A 17815-nucleotide genomic window follows, 5' to 3' on the forward strand; every position below is an offset into this window, starting at 1 on the left:
AATGTAGTCAACGAATATCTCGCCGTTGTCTTGCAAGGGTCAAGAAATTGTAAAAGAATTGTCATGGCGAAGGGGCGCGCTTTTGGGTAGATCGCGCCCCGGCAAATGATGCTTCGTATCTCCCGGTAAACGAATGGAAACGCTTAGAACACTTCACCGACCGATATCCCGAACCAGGGAAGCACGTGGATTTTCAGAGACCGCCCTCCCCCGGCACCGAAAAATAATAGCGGACCTACCTTCACGCACATTCCGTCCTCCCGAGGGCGGTAACTATATCCAAACGCGAGAACTCCAAGCGTTCCAAATGTCATTACCCTATTTTTCAGTAATGAGAGCAGGTCAACCCCCGCGTCGATGAAGAACCGGTCTCGCACTCCGACAGGATACCAGCTTATGAAAACCGGTACGGTGACTGTGGCGGTATCGCCCGTCTCGCTGACGAGAGGCCTTTCATCACTCGGGGCGGACAGTACGCGCGGAACAAACGACAAGCCGACCGTGAAACCGAGATTATCGGTCTCGAGGTGCTCGTAAGAGAAAGAGTATAAAAATCCTTTACCGCCAAGTTCAATCGAGAGCGCGTCCCTCGCGACAAATCTCGTCTGCCCGAAAATACTGCCATTCAGGCTCAAAAGAAGGAATGAACAACCCAATATGACTCGTGCTTCCTGCATTGATGAAAAACAAAATCCAGAAGGTATCTCAAAAATAGTCACTTCATCCTTCCCAACGGGATCCCTTTGGGAAGCTAGTCCCCTGAAGGTCGCCGGACAACAGAGACTCTTTGAGGGGACTCCTCTGGCAAAGCCATGCCTTAGGAAGAAGGGGTCAATCCCATTTCATTTTTGGGACAGCTTCTAATCATCTCAGACGTTTGTTAAGTCTCCAGCAAATCCTTGCTCAATTAATAGACACCCCTTTTCCGTTTTCCGGAACATATGCTGGAGTTCACGTTTAATCGCTGCATCCTTCCTGATGCGCCTTGCCTTTTTCATTATTTCAGTAAAAGCATCTTGCGCGTCTGGACAAACGAGCCGGTCCGAAGGGTATAGAAATAGACGCCGCTGGCGACAGAGCTCGCGTTCCACTGGACGGTATACTTTCCTGCGGGGCGCGTATCATCGACGAGCGATGCAACCTCCTGGCCGAGGACGTTATAGACTTTCAGCGTGATGTGTGCGCTTCCAGGGATCTCGAACTGGATAGATGTGCTCGGATTGAAGGGATTCGGGTAATTCTGCTCGAGCTTGAACTCCTGCGGGACGAGCTGACTGGTTGACTGCACGCCGGTAGGGTCGTTGAATTTGTTTTCCGAGTCGTACAGCGTTTGCGCACTTATCGCGGCGGCGGTCACTGCCGATGCCCCGTTTCCGGCAACAACGGCGATTGCAACAGTCACTGAATCACCGGGCTTGAGAGTAAACGGTCCGGCGCTCGTCAGCACGCGGTAGTCGCCTGCCAGATCACACACAGATGTACAGGTATCCTTCTTCATCGCTGTGTACCGTCCATCGTCTGTTATCGGATCATCCGGGTTCACCCACCATGTCATGCGGGCAGGCCTGCGATCAAGCAAGCGCACCCCCATTGTCACTCCCTCCGGGGCCGTCGAATCGTACATGTAAATAAGGAAGTTGTTCTTGTCAATCCCGACCTTATCGTGTGCGCCGTATTGGGAGACATCGAAATCGAATGCCAATCCGATATAGGCATCGTTTATGTTCTGCTGAGAATACGGTCCGAAACCGGGCTCATAATAAATCGTGAATTTGTGGATCGTGAAGTCGGACATTTTCGGCCCATAATTGTCCGAACGGACGACAAGATGCGAGATGTCGTCAAGCCGTTCATTGTCCATGTCCGTGAAATACGTCCTGAGACCGCAGACTGAAGATCTTGTCAAGTGGGAAAAATTCGAGAGCGGGGTCCATGTGGTGAAATCAGGACCTTCGTAGGCTCCCCCCGAGACGACGGTATCATTATCGATCAAGCCCCCCACCCAAAGATCCCCTTCGAATAAATAATTAGGACTGGAAAGATTCGGCCACCGTCCGCTCGGCTGGGTTGTATCGACCGTATTGTACCCGAACTGTCCGGTATTTGTGATCGTCATTCCGAGGTTCGATGTCACGAGCGAGGCGTACGGGCATCTCCGACGGAGGCTAAAATTGGCAGCGGGATTCTGCGCATTGTCATTCACAATTATTTGTTCCGAACACTGCTGCAGCGGAACTCCCCCGGTACGTGAATAAAATTGCCCGGCGTAGCGATGTTCAGGGTCGGATGCCCGGAGGACATAGGTTCCGGACGGGAGTGCAAGAAAGTAAAAGCCTTCGTCGTCCGTTTCCGTGAATTCCTGGATACCGCCATCAACGCTCGCAGCGACAATTTTTATTCCTGCTATCCTTGCAATCGTTGAATCATCAATGGCCGTTCCAGAGATCCCCGCCCCCTCACTCAGATTGAAGTTAATGTTTCGCACCACGGACTCCGCAGAAACATGTATGCTGTCCGGGCTCTGCCACGAGTTCTTGTGGTTGTACCATTGTGTGGTGAAACCAGGCGCATATGCACTTGCTAGGTATATTCCGGGCGAAAGACCTGGAACCGTGTAATTCCCCGTCAGGTTGGATGTGCCCATTTTGTAACACGAACCGTTCTGGATGCCGACATATGCCCCCGAAATCGCCCTTCCGTACGAATCTAGTACCTTCCCCATCACCGTTGACCCGAGCGGCATCTTGAAGTCGATGTTATTCCGAGTCTCCTCTATTCCCAGATCGATCGCCGTGGCAGAATCCCTTGTCGAGACGTTATTATACCACCAGTCTGCGTAGCCGTCTTTTTCCGCCTCGAGATAAATGTCCGTTGCGGGGGGAAGGCCTCCTACCTCATAGTGCCCGGTATCGTCGGTGACCGCATAAGCGATGAACGAACCGAGCTGGTTCGTTGCAAAAACCTCAGTGCCTGAAAGCAATTCATTCTTCCGGCTTTGCGTCGTTCCGGTAATCACTCCTCCGCGAACAAGGATGAAATTGATGTTACCGGTATTTTGGTCGGTCGTGACGCTCACCGGCGTGGCATCGGCGAAGCTGCTAGCGCCGTTATACCACTGATCGAGATATGATGATGCGACGGCGGAGACGAAGTAGTGCCCGGTCATCAACCCGGTGGCCTTGTAATAGCCCGAGTCATCAGAAAACGCAAACGATTGCCAGACGGACAAACTGTCGTAGACCACGACCTGGACGTTCGGTATCACCTTCCCCTGCCTATCGACAACACTTCCTGAAATACTTCCTCCGAGGGAGAGAGCAAAATCAATGTTCGGCGTGTTATACCCTTGCACGGTCTGGATGGGGGTCGCTGTTGCAAGAGTAGATGCCTGATGGTACCACTGACGAACGTACCCTTCGGCCTGAGTATAGGCAAAATACTTCCCGGTGTTCAATGGTCCGATAGTAAATTTTCCAGATCCCCCGGACCACCCTGTCGAGACCTCAAGCCCTGCGCTGTCAAAGGCGATCACGTCTGCATCCAGGATCGGTCTTCCTCCATTATCGGTGATCGTTCCAGAAAAACTCCCGCCACGGACCATCGGAAAATCTATTCGCTGAATGCCGCCGAAGATCGACGCGGAAGCTGATGCCCCGTAATAATAGCTTGAAGAAACATCAACCGAGTAAGAACCGTCGGAGAGGCTCATTTGATAATACCCGCTGTCGTTGGACACCGCGGTAACGTATGCTGACGATCCATACACCGAGATCGATGCGCCCGAAACAGGGGCCTTCGTCTTCGAATCAGTGACAAAGCCGCGAATCCCACCCAGGACTTTTTTTACGACTAAATTGACATTGACGGCTCCGGCCTTGACAATCGGAGGGGTGGTCGTGAGTAGGTATCCTGGCGGGAGAGACGGAGTGACGATGTAGAGCTGCGACGAAGCTGTGTCGACTGGAATACTGTAGCTCCCGTTCGAAGAAGAAACGCTCGAATTTGGGAGCGTATCGCTTTGGGCACTGATCGGAACACCCCCTATGCCGGACTGACCGAGGGTGATGTTTCCCGAAATCGCGCCGGTCGCCTTGATGATCGAAATATCCTTGTTGATGGCGCCGCTCGCCTGAACCGGAACGGTGCATGAATTCTCCCCAAAATAATCGTTCGACCATTGAACTTCGACGTAGAGAGTCCATGTCCCTTTGCTCGCGCCGATTTTGTAGTATCCGTTCGAATCTGAATACGCGATCGTGGGGGGGGAACTCGGTGTGTTATTCATCTCGGCGACGATTGACGCCCTCGATACTGCCGCACCCGTTTGATCCCTTACGTATCCCTCGATAAGTGCCGGCGCAACCGTATAGACAAGATTGACGACCGTCGTATCGCCCCAGAGGTTAATTACCCTATCATGAGGCGGAAGATATTCGCTTAAATTTCCCGTGAAGGCATCCGCGAATAAATCTATGCCGGTGCTTTCCAGACCGGAAAAGTAGAGGGCGAATTTTCCGCTTGAATCGGTGAACGCAACTTGTTCATCAGCATCATACGCGATGATCGCAACATTTGGTGTTGCTGGAACCACTGTCCCGAGGAGAACAGACGAGCCCGTCGCCGGTTTGACGGTCAACGTTGCCGTCGCGACGGATTGATAATCATTCACTACAACGATGAAATTTCCGATAGCCGGAAATTCACCGGTCTGAATCGTCGTTCTATAATTCCCTTGCGACGGGTCATAGTCGTTGTCATCGTTATCCATGAGAAGCATACGTTCCTGGATAAGAACATCCTGGGCGCTGAGCATTCCGTCGCCGTCGGCATCCAGATAAATGCTCATCGATGCCGAAATGGCGTTCGGCGAAAAACAAAACGTCAGCGTTATCGGGTCGCCGACATTGATGGTGTCATTTGCTACACCGTTGAGGAAGAGGCTGGAGGTCAGCACGCGCATTCCTGAACCTGCCTTGGCTGGATTGTGAACCTTCGGTGCTGTGAAGAATTTTGTCGGCCTCCCGAAAATAGTCACGCGCTTGCTTGTTTGAACGGCAGCAGCTTTTCGAGCTTTAGCTTTTTGCCGGGCCCTCACGGAAGCTTCATGGATTTTCTTCGCTAAAACACGTCCGCGGTGGATTTTCCTCAGGGTTTGAACCTGACGATCGAATTTTTGGCTCGCCTCCCTGAGTGCCCTCAAACTGCTGTCGCGGGTTGACGTACGGGAAACGGTTCTACCGTTCGTGGTCATAACGGTATTTTTGCTGTTGTCTGCTTTCGAGCCAATCCGGCTGTTCCCGGCGGCGACGAATAAGAAAATGAATGCAGCCGACAATGAAAGAATCAAAGCACGTGTTTTCATGATGGTCCTCCCGGAATGAGGAATGATGCGAGCCCCTCAAATTTCCCCGACAACACATGGCTTAGGATTATCTGGAGATCAATGTAATGGCCGTTTCGCTCCTTTTTGTCTCGAATCTGTCAAGGATTTGTAAAAGAAATGTCATAGCGGATGGGAGGTTCGTGCGAACATTCTCACGCCTTCCCGCCGCTGAAAGGGCACGGCAGAAAGGATGCACCGGTGATGCTCAGGCTACTTCACGAACTTGTAGCCCGCCGTATGAACGGTGAGGAGATGGATTGGTCTGGAGGGGGATGGTTCTATCTTCTTCCGTAAGGAGAGAATATAATTATCGACAGTGCGGGTCGTCGGCATTGCATCGTATCCCCAGACCTCATCGAGCAGCATGCTGCGTGAAATGACCTTTCCCTCACGTTCGACGAAAAACTTCAACAACTGAAATTCCTTTGCGCTCAGTTTCAGCTTCTTCTCCCCTTTCGTGGCTTCTTGTCTTTCAAAATCAGCGTGCACGTCGCCGAATCGGACCTCCCGTACGGCAGACTGGATCCCGGATTGGCGGCGCAGCAGGGCTTTGATACGCGCGATGAATTCTCTGAGGCTGAACGGTTTTGTCATGTAATCATCGGCGCCGATTTCGAGTCCCAGCACTTTATCCGTCTCCCGCTTCTTATTCGTGAGCATCAGGATGGGCGTTTGGACCCCTTTACTCCGAAGATCGCGGCAAATGTCTTTCCCGTTTTTGCCGGGTAAAATCAGGTCTAACACGATGAGCGATATGCTCTCACTTTCCGCCATACGAAAACCCTTTTCTCCGTCCGTTGCAGAGAGAACCGAGAACCGCTCCTCTGTCAACGCATCGCTCAAGACCTGTTGAAGAGCCGTATCATCTTCTATGATCAGGATTGTTTTCATACCATTTCCCCGTGTGATCGTTATTTGTCGCACCGATCAGGAATGATCCAACGGAAACGAGAGCGTAAAAACGGATCCTTTTCCCAGTTCACTCTGAACGCTCACCTCTCCGCGGTGGACATCCATGATGTGTTTTACGAGCGACAGGCCGAGCCCAATCCCCTGGACAGGCCCGCTGTGCGCCGGGTCGCGATAGAATTTTTCAAACACTCTTGGCAGCGCCTCTTTGGAGATCCCGTCCCCCCGGTCTGTGATCCTGCATAACGCACGTCCTTTTTGTTTTCTCACTTCGACAAGGATCGTTCTCTTCCCCGACGAGTATTTGACAGCGTTAGTGAGCAAATTGACGATCGCTTCCCCAACCGCGTCGGCGTCGGCGCGGATGGTGAGCTTCTTGTTCGGCACGTGAACACTCACGCTGAATTTATTTGCTTTGAATTGATACTTCATGGCATCGACATTCTTCTTCACGACGGCGCATAGGTCGATCCCGCAAAACGTATATTCTTTGATGCCATTTTCAATGCGGGCCGAGTCGAGAAGATTGGTCACCATCCTCCCGAGCCTCTCGGCCTCGCCATGAATGACGTCGAGGTACCTCGCTGCCTTCGCCCTTCGCAATCCCCGCCGCCGGAGAAGGCCGACGAGCATGTTGATCGACGTGAGCGGCGTACGGAACTCGTGCGACACGTAAGAGACGAACTCGGATTTCAGCGCGTTGAGTTCCTCACTCCTCTTTTTCGCCTCACGCTCCAGAACCAGCCGCTCCTGCAACAGCATGCGATCCAGCGTGTCGGCGGTTTGAGCGCACAGTGTCGCGACAAAGCCGATCTCGTTCTCATCGAACTTGTCGTTCGGCGAGCGGGGACGCACCCCGACGGCCCCGTAGACCTCGCCGCCTTCAGTTCTGATCGGCACGCATACCGCATAGCCCATTTCGGCCAGACACTGCGACTCGGACAGGTTTATTCCTGCGCCCGAAAAGGAGAGTGCGCCGGGTTTTGCCATCGTGCGCGACGTTCGCAGTGAAGCGGAGAAGCCGTCCGGCAGAGGCATTATTTCCCGCGCCGTCATTCCCGATCGAGCCTTCAGCAGAAGCTGGCCATTGTCCATCCCGTAGACGGCGACGGATTCTGCCGGAATGATCTTCCACACCGACGAGGCGAGCTTCCTGAACAATTCTTCGGTACTGATCACGGCATGGAGTCCTTCGCTCATTTCCATGACCGCGGCACGAAAATTAGTGCGGGCAGCGAAGAGAGATTCATCGATGAATTGCTGAACTTTCTTTCGCAGCGGGTTCATGAGCCATGCCACAAGCAGCGAAACTCCGACCACGAACAAGTAATGTTCAAACACCTCCTTGCCGCCGATCAGCGAAACGAGGATCAGAACGGTCAGGACATAAGAGGCGGCAACGAAGACCGTCAGCACCGAGTAGACGACGCTGCGGTTGATCACAACGTCGATGTCGAACGACCGGTACTTCATGAACGACACGGCAAAGGTAAACGGAACTACGAGAAAGAAGATCGTCGTGAATTCTTCGTCAATGAGGTACCGGGAAAAAAATATCTGAGGCAGGATGTAAAGGGCTAGGAACGGTACGGCAGCGACGATCAGTCCCCATAAGATCCACTTCAGACGCAATCGATCTTCGGACGTTTCGGACGTGGTGTAGGCGTGGACGATATTGACAATCCCGCCGCCGATGTACAGTATCATCGCCACGTGGAAAATATTGTAGACCGACTGAAACGAATCAAAATGTTCGATCGAGCTAAGGCTCAGAGCCTTCAGATAGAAGTACGATGACGCCGTGCAGAGGAGCGCCGCCGGGACGAACGTCGCCGCCGCAATCAGGAGGACCGAGGTGTGTTTCCGCCGCGGATACAGGGCCGTAAAAAAGAAAAAGACTGGAACCCCGACCTCGTACGAGAATAGGAAGATGACCGGTCGGTAGACGGTCTCAACCGTATTCGGGAGGACCGCCCCCCATGTCAGCATAACGTCGGCAGCGAAGAAGACCATCACCCAATGGAGGACCCTCCCCACAAGCTCATGCCAGCCGTTCCATAAAATATAAATGCCGATCCCCCAAATGGCTATCCCCGCAAAGAGCGATATGACGATGAATCGCAGACTAGGGTAGTACGGTACGAGCGTGACAAAACAACTTCCGGTCTCGCCTCTGCGCTGATACTCAACGGGAGCTTTTTCTCCGATCGACGCGAGATCCCCAAGAAATTCCATTTCTTCCGGCGTCCGCACAAAATGGTCCCGAAAACGAACCAGCTTGTCCCCTTCGCACAATGCACCGCTGAGTGCCGCATCGGAAATTTGCCCGACGGTAAGCCGGTCGCCCCCGTCAACCACGCCAAAAGGGGTTGTCGCCCGCTGGAGGAGAGAAGGGATATGGAGAAGGGAAACGGCAAGGATCGAACAATCTATCGCAAAATACAACCAGATGCGGAAGGTGAACTTCTTCATGGTGCCCCGCAATGCGGTGGTGGGAAAGCTGGTGCAATAGTACCGAGGATAATCTTAAGAGTCAAGCAGGATGTCGCCGTCTGGCTCAACGAACCTTTGATCCAAAGGATTTCCCGGGCATCAGGAGAGAAAAAGCTCACCACCAACCGGAACCCGATTGGAGGAACAGGGAGATGAAAAAATCAGCGGGGCTACTTTTCCATCCCGATCGAGAACATTCCCTCGAGGTCGTGTTTCGAGTAAACGCGGAAGGCGATGAGGGTTTCGGATTTTTCTATCCCGGCGATCTTCCTGATGTGCTCGGTCACCAGCTCGGCAAGACGGTCGTTGTCTTTCACCCGGATGATCACAGCCAGGTCGTAACGGCCAGCAACGGAATGAACCTCCGTGATGCCGTCGATGTCGGCGAGCTGCTCGGCTACGGGAGTGATCTTGTCCCGTGCGACAGTCAACAGCACGATTGCACTCACCATGTTATGCCTCCTTCAAAAGTTTTTTATAGATATCGTCGACATGTATTTCCATGTACCGATCCAGGTGCCGCGAAGGGTTCTTTGCCGGAGCGAACCCGAACTTCTGATACAGCCCGTGAGCATCACGGGTCAGCAGCGCGAAACGGCGAAGTCCCTGCAGGTCAGGATGTTTTATCACGCACGACATGAGCCAGGTCCCCAACCCCTTTCCGCGGTATTGCTCGAGCACATAGACATCGCACAGATACGCATAGGTTGCCCGGTCTGAAATGACCCGCGCAAAACCGATCTGCGTTGCACCGTCGAACAGGCCGAAACAGAGCGAATGCTCGACGGCCCGTTCTACAAGATCCCGCGGAATCCCTTCGGACCAGTAGGAATGCGTGAGAAAGTCATGGACCGCCGCAATATCCAGCTTGTCTGGATCGCACGACACCGTAAACTGACCGCGATGTTCTTCTAACTCCATAGATCGAAAAAGAAGCGTCCCAATTCTTAATTCCTAATTCATAATTCTTAATCGTTCTTCACGGTCTGTACAGCCCCGCTCTGTTCACTCCCAGCATTCCCGCGTCGTAGGTTCGTTTGTCGACCGGCGCAAACGACCTGGCCATCGCGGGAGTGATAATTTTGTAAATGCGAATAGCGCCTAACTTATCTCCGATGACGTCAAGAGCTGCGTCCGAAGTCGGCCAATGTAAGTCGTCATAGGCGGACAGATCCAGCGGGCGCGTATACTGGCGAAGCGTTTTTTCGTACGCGACATTGTAGAACGATTCGAAGTACGACATCACAAGTTCCCGCAGCGACGCATAGACCGGCTCGCGGTACCGGAGTCCGGTAAAATTCGATTTCGCGATCGCGCCGAAGCGCCCGTTCTTCTTAAAAAGAGCGATCACATGGTCGTCATCGCGGACCGCGTCCATGTCGACAAGGAGCGGCGGGAAGCCGAGCCTCCGCAATGCCATCGCCGCAAAAACCGCTCCGTCGTAACAATGCGCCTTCCGGTCCCTGAGCACTGTTCGCGGCGAGCGGTACCGCGATTCGGAGCTGTACTCGAGCGTGTCGAGAATGCCTTGGATCTTGACGGGAGACGTCAGAGCCGAAAGGATCTTCAATTCGGTCTTCGTCCACTCGGAACGCTCCTGAGCCTGCTCGATCTTTTTCCTCATTGGAAAACCTGTTCGAGGTGGTGCTTCAGATGCCTCACGTAATCCTTGATGACAAATTCCAGCGTCTCAGGCTTGTCCTCGCCGATGATGCACTGATGGCTCAGCGCGCTCGCAGGAACAGCTGAGACGACGTGAAGAAGATGCAGGTTGTAGCTCTTCCACAATTGGACAAGATTCTCCCACGGCTCCGATTGATACCGCTGGGACGAGACCCAGAATTGCTGCTCATATCCCGGAGTCCTCAGTTCAGCCGTCTGCTGTCCCCTCACAAACCGCTGGTGATTATTGGAGGCGGAATCGATGAGATGTCCCAGGATCTCCTTCGTCGACCATTTTTCCGCCCCGCGACGCTGAGCGCTCTCCGTTTCGGAAATTTTCATGAGCTTCGCCGAAAACTGCTGTATGACCGATCCGAATTCTTCGAGGGTCTCTTTCATTCTCTCCTCACTTTGTATCGAACGCCTGGTTGCGAACCATTTTTACCATATCGTACGGTGCGGGGTCTCCGCCGAGATATTTATGGAACCAATCAAGGTGCGCGTTATAATAGAGCGGCATCGACTTCACACCGTTCGGCCAGTGGCCGTCGTTGGGGAAAACGATCAGCCGTGAGGGCACATCCATTTTCTGGAGGTCGGTGAAAAACTCAAGACTTTGAGTGTACGGAACCCGGTAATCCTTCTCGCCCGTGATGACGAGACAGGGGGTCTTAAAATTTTTGACGAACTGGTTCGGGGACCACTTCGTGTACAGGTCCGAATTCCACGGTGTACCACCAAGGTCCCATTGAGGGAACCAGAGCTCTTCCGTCGAGCCATGCATCGCCGGCAGGTCGTAAACCCCCATCATGCAGGCGATCGCCTTAAAGCGCGTCGTATGACCTTCAAGCCACATCATAAAATACCCTCCGTACGACCATCCCATCGCTCCCATGCGGTCTTTATCCACGTACGAAACTTTTTCCAGCGAGTCGGCTACCGCCATGACATCCTGGTACACAGCTCCGCCCCAGTCCTTGGAGATCTCGGCGGTGAATTCCTGTCCGTAGCCGGTCGAGCCATGCGGATTGGGAAAAGCGACGATGTAACCACATCCGGGATACACCTGCCAATCCCCGCGGAAAGCGTCGGCCCACTGCGACTGCGGCCCGCCATGCACGTTGAGGATGAGCGGATATTTTTTCGCCGGGTCAAAATTATGCGGCTTCACGATGAACGTATGGATCTTTTTTCCCGTCGGCGATGCGATCCACATTTCTTCGGCCGGACGAATATCGACCGAATCTTCGATCGTTTTATTGAAGAACGTGATCCGATGAAGATTTTTCCCCTGCGTCGTCGCACGCCACATGTCGACCGGCTCGCCGACGGCGCGACGTACCACGGCGAGCGTTTTTCCGTCGGGGGCAACGTCGATGGCGTCGATGGATTTAACGTCGAGGACCTGGGATATTTCCTTCGAGCCCAGCTCGACTTTATAGAGCGGAGTGTGCCCTTGCACATCGGCAGTAAAATAGATGCTCTTCGAATCGGGCGCCCATGTTATCGAATTGACCCAGTTGTCGAACTTTTCGGTCAGCACCGTTCTCTCGCCGGTCTTCCTGTCGTAGAGCGCGATGCGGAAAAGGTCCGATTCGTACCCCGGGATCTTCTGCATCCGGTAGGCGATGTATTTTCCGTCCGGTGAATAACTCGGGTCACCGTCGAACGACTTGTTCTCAGCGGTGATGTTTTTCGGTTCGCCCCCGGTAGTCGGAACGATGAACAAATCGGAGTTTGTCGTCTCCTCTTCATTCGGGTCATGGTTCGACGCGAAACAGACCTCTTTTCCGTCGGGGGAAACCGCGACACCGCCTCCACCAAGCGAGAAGGCCGGCGCGTCGTAGTCTCCCGGAGAAAGGTCGACGTATTTTTTAGCGTCGAGATCATACGCAAAAACGTGCGAACGTCTCCCGTCCTTCCACGTCGTCCAATGGCGGTACAGCAGATGGTCGGCCATGTGCGCCTGGATCGGGCCGTCGCTCATGCTCTCGTCGATCTTCTTGTTGCAGTCGCCGTCGGCGCCGCATTCCGGAAAAACATCGCTCGTAAAGATGATGTGCCTGCCGTCGGAGGTCCACTCCGCGTCGCCAACTCCCGGAGCAAAATGCGTCAGCTGCATCGCTTCTCCTCCCTCCAGGGGAAGCAGCCACGCTTGCATTCCTTCGTGCCGGGCTGAAAGAAAAAGAATCGATTTTCCGTCTGGGGACCAGCGCGGGTGAAAACTCGACACGGCGTTATCGGTCAGCTTCCGCTGATTTTCGCCGCCCGCCTCCATGAGATAGATATTCGTCTTTCCTTTTCCTTCGGGTAGATTGTATTCGGTCACGCTGAAGGCGATGCTTTTTCCGTCCGGAGAGGTCTGAGGGTCGGCGACCCCTTTCAATTTATACAAGTCCTCGATCGCGAACGGTTTCTTCTGGCCGAAGGCCGAGGCGAGCAGGGCGACGGACAAGAACACGAACAATATTTTTTTCATCGGATGAAATCCTCGATTGGTGAGTAGGGTTCTCTGCGAGACTGTGATCGACCGGGTGAATGGAGAACAGCGTTTTCGAACGGGGTGTTATCGCGCGATCATTTCTTCAGCACTGCTTCGATCGCCGCGACCAGCTGCTGGGTCGAAAATCCTTTGTCGAGATAGGTGATATTGGCTTCGGACTGCCATGCGCCGGCGCCCTGGGCCTGTGCGGTCATCATAATGACCGGGATGCGGGCCGTCATCGGTTCCTGCATCAAACTTTCAACCATCATGAAACCGTTCATGTTATCCATGTTGACGTCGCTGAGGATGACGTCCGGACGGTATTTCGCCGCAAAGTCGAGTCCCACCATACCGTCTTCTGCTTCGAGGGTATTGTATCCCCTTACCTTCAGCGAAGCGGCCAGTGCTTTGCGAAACGCGGGTTCATCGTCCACGATGAGAACGGTTTTCATTCACTAACTCCTTTAATTTGATTGTCGAAAGTAACAAAAGCGGCCGAGAAAATCAACAACATGACATGTCTAAAAATCTGCCTTTCGTTCATCGAAAAACCACGAAGGAGAGGCCCTTGAAGATAAATCTCAAAAGCGCGATCGTCCGGATCGCCGTTACCCCTGCGTCCCGGAGAACAACGACTGCAGATTGAGGGAAGGGGTTTTCGTCTTGCTTGCGAGCGAGACATACGTCCGTGCGAGCGCATCCTTGCCCGCGCCGAGGACGGTGCTGATGAGGCCGAGCCCCTCGCCAAGGTCGCCGGGGGGAAGGTTCTTCAAGATGCGCACCCAGATCGTCTCTTCAAGGACGTTGAACGCCGTTTGAACCTCCGAGAGGTCGAACCCTGCTTCGAAGCGTTCGCGGGCTATCGTTTCGGCGTGAGCGATCATGGGGCCTAAATTTCTCTCTTTCACGGCGCGAGCCGTGAGCGTGTGCAGTGCTTTCAACCTCTGGTGGATGTGCGCTGCACCGGATTTTTCATAATGGGAGAGGTGAGCCCGCGCGATCGCGGCCTCGGCGTCCGATAGGATTTCGGTTGATTGATCGTGAAGAAGTTGATGGAGTGTCATAACAGTCTCTAAAACAACTGAGTGTACCACAAAGGCGGGGAGGCACAAACCATCATGGCCGTTTCGTGTCGTCGCGTCTTTGCGGCTCGATGAATCGAACGTTTAATTGAAAGCATCCGTAACGCAGCCTTCCGATGCAGACGAAACCAATTTGCTGTATTTGTAGAGCATGCCGCTCTTTGCACGCAGCGGAGGGGCTTTCCATTTCTTAAGTCGCTGTGCGATCGTCTTCTTCGGCAGGTCGACCGTGATCGTGTTCTTCTCTCCGTCGATCGTGATGCCGTCCCCGTTCTTGACGATCGCGAGAACTCCGCCGACCTGTGCCTCCGGGGTAATGTGTCCGACCACGAAGCCGTGGGTGCCGCCGGAGAAACGTCCGTCGGTGATCAGCGCAACGCTTTTGCCGAGCCCGGCCCCCATGATCGCCGAGGTTACGGTCAGCATCTCTCTCATCCCCGGCCCCCCTTTCGGCCCTTCATACCGGATGACTACAACGTCCCCCGGCTTGATCTTGTTTTTTTCCAGCGCGGCAAGGGTCTCCTCTTCCGAATTGAACACTCTGGCAGGACCGGAAAACCGCAACCCCTCCTTGCCGGTAATTTTAGCGACCGCTCCCTCTTTCGCAAGGTTGCCGTAGAGAATCTGAATGTGTCCCGTTTTCTTGATCGGATTGGAAAGAGGAAAAATAACTTTTTGTCCATCCTTCAGGCCGGGGAGATCTTCCAAATTTTCTGCCAGCGTTTTGCCGGTCACCGTAAGGCAATTCCCGTCGAGAAGCTTCTCTTTCAGCAGCATTTTTTGAAGCGCAGGGACCCCGCCGATCGTATGGACATCTTCCATCACGTATTTGCCGCTCGGCTTCAGGTCCGCGAGATACGGCGTACGGTCGCTGATCGTCTGAAAATCATCGATCGTCAATTTCACTCCGACGGATTTTGCTATCGCGATGAGATGCATCACGGCGTTCGTCGAGCCCCCGAGCGCTATGACGACGGTGATCGCGTTGAGAAACGCCTTTCTCGTGATGATATCCCGCGGCTTGATGTCGTGTTCCAGCAAATTCAGGATCGCTTTGCCGGCTTTTCGGCACTCAAGAATTTTCTCTTCGCTCGAGGCGGGAGTCGAAGAGCTGTAGGGGAGTGTCATTCCCAGCGACTCAATGGCAGAGGCCATCGTGTTCGCGGTATACATTCCGCCGCACGCCCCCTGGCCGGGACACGCATGATGCAGCACGTCGTTCAATTCCTTTTCGCTCGCCTTCCCCGCGATGAATTGTCCGTAGCATTCGAACGCGGAGACGATGTCGAGCGTTTTGCCGTTGTGATGTCCTGCGCGGATCGTTCCGCCGTAGATCATGATGCTCGGACGGTTCAGCCGCCCCATCGCGATCACGGAGCCGGGGAGATTCTTGTCGCATCCCGGGAGAGAAATATTGGCGTCGTACCATTGCGCGCGCATCACCGCTTCGATGGAATCGGCAATGATCTCGCGGGACGGGAGCGATGACTTCATTCCTTCCGTCCCCATGGCCATGCCGTCGCTGACGCCGATGGTATGAAAGATCAGCCCGACGAGGCCGGCCTCCTGCACTCCCTGCTTCACAATTTTAGCGAGGTCGTTCAAATGCATGTTGCAGTTATTCCCTTCCCAGCCCATGCTCGCGATGCCGACCTGCGCTTTTTTCATGTCATCGTCCGTCAAACCGATGCCGTACAACATGGCTTGCGAACCGGCCTGCGAACGCTTCTGCGTCAACTGAGAACTGTACTTATTGAGTCCGTTTCCCATCCTTGGTCAACTCCTGTCAGATGTTCTTCAAAATACCGCGGCGATGCGGATACAAAATATCGAAAGTATGCTTCAGCATCAAGTGGAACTCAGCAATTTGATTCCGCGGATTCATCCGGGCCGTCAAACGTTCTTCTTTCATGGATTGAACCGGTTTCCCGAAATCCAGTTCGCAAACCCACGGCTGAAGCCGTCGATCAGCTGAAGCCGTCGATCATTGGAAATATTTTTTCAGGAATTCGATCACCCGCGGCCATGCTTTTTCCGCAGCGCGAAGGTTCGCGCCGTCGCGTTCTCCCTGGGCTCTCAAGAACCCGTGTCCCGCCCCGTCATACATTTCGTGCTCGAATGTTCTCCCCAGCTGCTTCAGCTCTGCGGCGGCGGGGCCGACGGTTGCTCCGACTCTGGCGTCATCTCCGCCGTACAAGCCGAGGACGGGGACCTTAAGGTTCCTCAGCTGCGCCGAATCGGGGGAAGTTCCGTAAAAGACGATCGCAGCTTTCAGATCCGGCCTGTTGCAGGCGTAGGCAAAGCTTTGCCCGCCCCCCCAGCAGAACCCGACGGTGGAACATTCACGTTTTGCAGAAGGGAGCCGTACAGCAAACGCGCGCACGTAATCCAACCGCTTAAACGCCTCCTCGGTCGAAAGATCACGGATCAGCATCACCACCGAATCGCGGCTCGAGACCGAAGCGCTTCCTTTGCCGTTCGGTCCGAACCCCGAAATGAGGTCGGGGGCGACCGCAATGTAACCTTCTTTTGCAAACTGGTCGGCAACAGCGCGGATCCAATCGGTAAGCCCGAAGATCTCATGAATGATCAGCACGACGGGGGCGTTGTCTTTCCGCTCGGGGTAAGAAACCCACGTCCGAATGGAGGTCTTTCCATCATAATAAATGTCGATCCATTCGCCGTGCCTTGGCGACTTGTCCAGTGCCGCACGGGCATTTTCCTCCCCCGGCGGCACCGAGGTATCGGTCTGCGGGGATTTTTCCTGCCCGAAGAGGACCGAGGAAAAAACCAGAACGAAAAGGAAGAGGGGCAAAGCATCTATTTTCCGCATAGCTGCATCCTTCAATTGATTTATTTGCTGTCGAAGATCGTAATCAAGGCAAATCAATATAAACGAAAACGGCGGAGGTTGTCAAGTTCACGTGGAGCGAAGTGCTGTTGCAGTTCCACATTTGAAGCGTTTGGGTAAGGGTACTCTCGTTCCCGATCTCCGATTGGGAACGGAGTGAATATCTTCCCGAAAAATACGTTACCGAAGCCGCTCGCAAACTGAGTTTGGGAGCGAGAGGCAAACTGTAACACTACCTGGAGCGACCGGCGGCGGTCAGACGAGCTTTTTCCGGTCACGCAATTCAGTCATTCCCCGTTCGACTTCTTCACGCGGAAGATTTCCTGCGGACAGGTCGGCATCTGCTTTGTTTGACAGTCTTTGGTAAAAGGAGAGCCCTTCTTCGATGAATTCAGGTTCCTTCTCTATAATAGTGAACAGTGCATCCTCCGCCTTGCCGTATTCATGCACGAGTTCGTAGTAATGAAAAAGTTTCCTGTTGATATGAACAGGCAGGTCGATAAATTTCAACCGCTCCGTCACACTGTTTACGGCTGCTTGATGGTCTGCGTCGAGAGGAACTCCGTCGATCATAACCGATTCGGTGAGAAGGCTCAACGATTTTATTCCGGCTTCATTGCTCTCCTCTTTTTTCCCCTGGAGGTCAAGGATCTCTGCCTCTTCCTTTAAAAGCCTTCCTGCCAGATAACATTTCAGACCGCCGAATTCCCTGACCATTGTCAGCATTTCGATGATCTGTCCATCGGAAAGATTCCGGAAAATGTCAAGGTCGATGCTGAGGAGTGTTTTTGACGCGGTCCGGATCTCCTGAAGTGCGCGCGGAAAATCTTTTTTCCCCCTGTAGAAAACTATATCGATCAGCGCCTGCACGAGCATTTGGATCATCCTCATGATGTAGTCGCGCTCGATCATACCGTTGACCTATCGTTGGAAAGAAGTGCAGGAAAGTT

The 17815-nt window shown here is 53.7% G+C and carries 14 protein-coding genes; all 14 read right to left on the reverse strand.

The features are described 5' to 3' along the window. Positions 1–143: 143 nt before the first annotated feature. Positions 144–656, reverse strand: a complete 513-nt coding sequence (locus VMF88_04040) for a hypothetical protein (protein ID HTY10226.1) — start codon at positions 654–656, stop codon at positions 144–146. A gap of 341 nt (positions 657–997) precedes the next feature. Next, positions 998–5362, reverse strand: coding sequence for a carboxypeptidase regulatory-like domain-containing protein (locus tag VMF88_04045; protein HTY10227.1), 4365 nt, complete (start codon positions 5360–5362; stop codon positions 998–1000). Between the two features lie 231 nt (positions 5363–5593). Next, complete coding sequence (locus VMF88_04050; GenBank protein HTY10228.1) at positions 5594–6274, reverse strand: response regulator transcription factor; 681 nt, start codon at positions 6272–6274, stop codon at positions 5594–5596. A gap of 36 nt (positions 6275–6310) precedes the next feature. Then, positions 6311–8764: an ATP-binding protein gene (locus VMF88_04055; GenBank protein HTY10229.1), complete on the reverse strand. Its 2454-nt coding sequence runs from the start codon at positions 8762–8764 to the stop codon at positions 6311–6313. 191 nt (positions 8765–8955) lie between these two features. Then, positions 8956–9237 (reverse strand): Lrp/AsnC ligand binding domain-containing protein, encoded by a 282-nt coding sequence (locus VMF88_04060; protein HTY10230.1) that lies wholly within the window; start codon positions 9235–9237, stop codon positions 8956–8958. 1 nt (position 9238) lies between these two features. Next, entirely contained in the window at positions 9239–9706 is a 468-nt protein-coding gene (locus VMF88_04065; GenBank protein ID HTY10231.1) for a GNAT family N-acetyltransferase, read from the reverse strand. 58 nt (positions 9707–9764) lie between these two features. After that, positions 9765–10409, reverse strand: a complete 645-nt coding sequence (locus VMF88_04070) for a hypothetical protein (GenBank protein HTY10232.1) — start codon at positions 10407–10409, stop codon at positions 9765–9767. Next, entirely contained in the window at positions 10406–10846 is a 441-nt protein-coding gene (locus VMF88_04075; GenBank protein ID HTY10233.1) for a DinB family protein, read from the reverse strand. The genes VMF88_04070 and VMF88_04075 overlap by 4 nt, the downstream gene beginning before the upstream one ends. A 7-nt stretch (positions 10847–10853) precedes the next feature. Then, positions 10854–12926: a S9 family peptidase gene (locus VMF88_04080; protein HTY10234.1), complete on the reverse strand. Its 2073-nt coding sequence runs from the start codon at positions 12924–12926 to the stop codon at positions 10854–10856. A 98-nt stretch (positions 12927–13024) separates the two neighbouring features. Then, on the reverse strand, positions 13025–13384 hold the full coding sequence (locus tag VMF88_04085) for a response regulator (protein HTY10235.1): 360 nt from the start codon (positions 13382–13384) through the stop codon (positions 13025–13027). Between the two features lie 156 nt (positions 13385–13540). Further along, a complete protein-coding gene (locus VMF88_04090) occupies positions 13541–13996 on the reverse strand; it encodes a hypothetical protein (protein HTY10236.1) in 456 nt (151 codons plus the stop codon). Positions 13997–14098: 102 nt separating this feature from the next. After that, a complete protein-coding gene (ilvD, locus tag VMF88_04095) occupies positions 14099–15784 on the reverse strand; it encodes a dihydroxy-acid dehydratase (protein ID HTY10237.1) in 1686 nt (561 codons plus the stop codon). 214 nt (positions 15785–15998) lie between these two features. Continuing rightward, positions 15999–16847 carry a dienelactone hydrolase family protein gene (locus tag VMF88_04100; GenBank protein HTY10238.1) on the reverse strand — a complete coding sequence of 283 codons (849 nt, stop codon included), beginning with the start codon at positions 16845–16847 and terminating at the stop codon, positions 15999–16001. Between the two features lie 273 nt (positions 16848–17120). Beyond that, positions 17121–17777 (reverse strand): DUF6483 family protein, encoded by a 657-nt coding sequence (locus VMF88_04105; GenBank protein HTY10239.1) that lies wholly within the window; start codon positions 17775–17777, stop codon positions 17121–17123. Positions 17778–17815: the final 38 nt, after the last annotated feature.

The sequence above is a fragment of the Bacteroidota bacterium genome (assembly GCA_035506275.1).
Lineage (GTDB): Bacteria > Bacteroidota > Ignavibacteria > UBA10030 > UBA8401 > JAGVPT01.

What these genes read in the sequence shown, in the direction of transcription:
- VMF88_04075 (HTY10233.1), bottom strand. Translation starts at nt 10,846, where the DNA reads ATGAAAGAGACCCTCGAAGAATTCGGATCGGTCATACAGCAGTTTTCG.
- VMF88_04090 (HTY10236.1), bottom strand. Translation starts at nt 13,996, where the DNA reads ATGACACTCCATCAACTTCTTCACGATCAATCAACCGAAATCCTATCG.
- VMF88_04050 (HTY10228.1), bottom strand. Translation starts at nt 6,274, where the DNA reads ATGAAAACAATCCTGATCATAGAAGATGATACGGCTCTTCAACAGGTC.
- VMF88_04055 (HTY10229.1), bottom strand. Translation starts at nt 8,764, where the DNA reads ATGAAGAAGTTCACCTTCCGCATCTGGTTGTATTTTGCGATAGATTGT.
- VMF88_04105 (HTY10239.1), bottom strand. Translation starts at nt 17,777, where the DNA reads ATGATCGAGCGCGACTACATCATGAGGATGATCCAAATGCTCGTGCAG.
- VMF88_04085 (HTY10235.1), bottom strand. Translation starts at nt 13,384, where the DNA reads ATGAAAACCGTTCTCATCGTGGACGATGAACCCGCGTTTCGCAAAGCA.
- VMF88_04070 (HTY10232.1), bottom strand. Translation starts at nt 10,409, where the DNA reads ATGAGGAAAAAGATCGAGCAGGCTCAGGAGCGTTCCGAGTGGACGAAG.
- VMF88_04065 (HTY10231.1), bottom strand. Translation starts at nt 9,706, where the DNA reads ATGGAGTTAGAAGAACATCGCGGTCAGTTTACGGTGTCGTGCGATCCA.
- VMF88_04100 (HTY10238.1), bottom strand. Translation starts at nt 16,847, where the DNA reads ATGCGGAAAATAGATGCTTTGCCCCTCTTCCTTTTCGTTCTGGTTTTT.
- ilvD (HTY10237.1), bottom strand. Translation starts at nt 15,784, where the DNA reads ATGGGAAACGGACTCAATAAGTACAGTTCTCAGTTGACGCAGAAGCGT.
- VMF88_04080 (HTY10234.1), bottom strand. Translation starts at nt 12,926, where the DNA reads ATGAAAAAAATATTGTTCGTGTTCTTGTCCGTCGCCCTGCTCGCCTCG.
- VMF88_04060 (HTY10230.1), bottom strand. Translation starts at nt 9,237, where the DNA reads ATGGTGAGTGCAATCGTGCTGTTGACTGTCGCACGGGACAAGATCACT.
- VMF88_04045 (HTY10227.1), bottom strand. Translation starts at nt 5,362, where the DNA reads ATGAAAACACGTGCTTTGATTCTTTCATTGTCGGCTGCATTCATTTTC.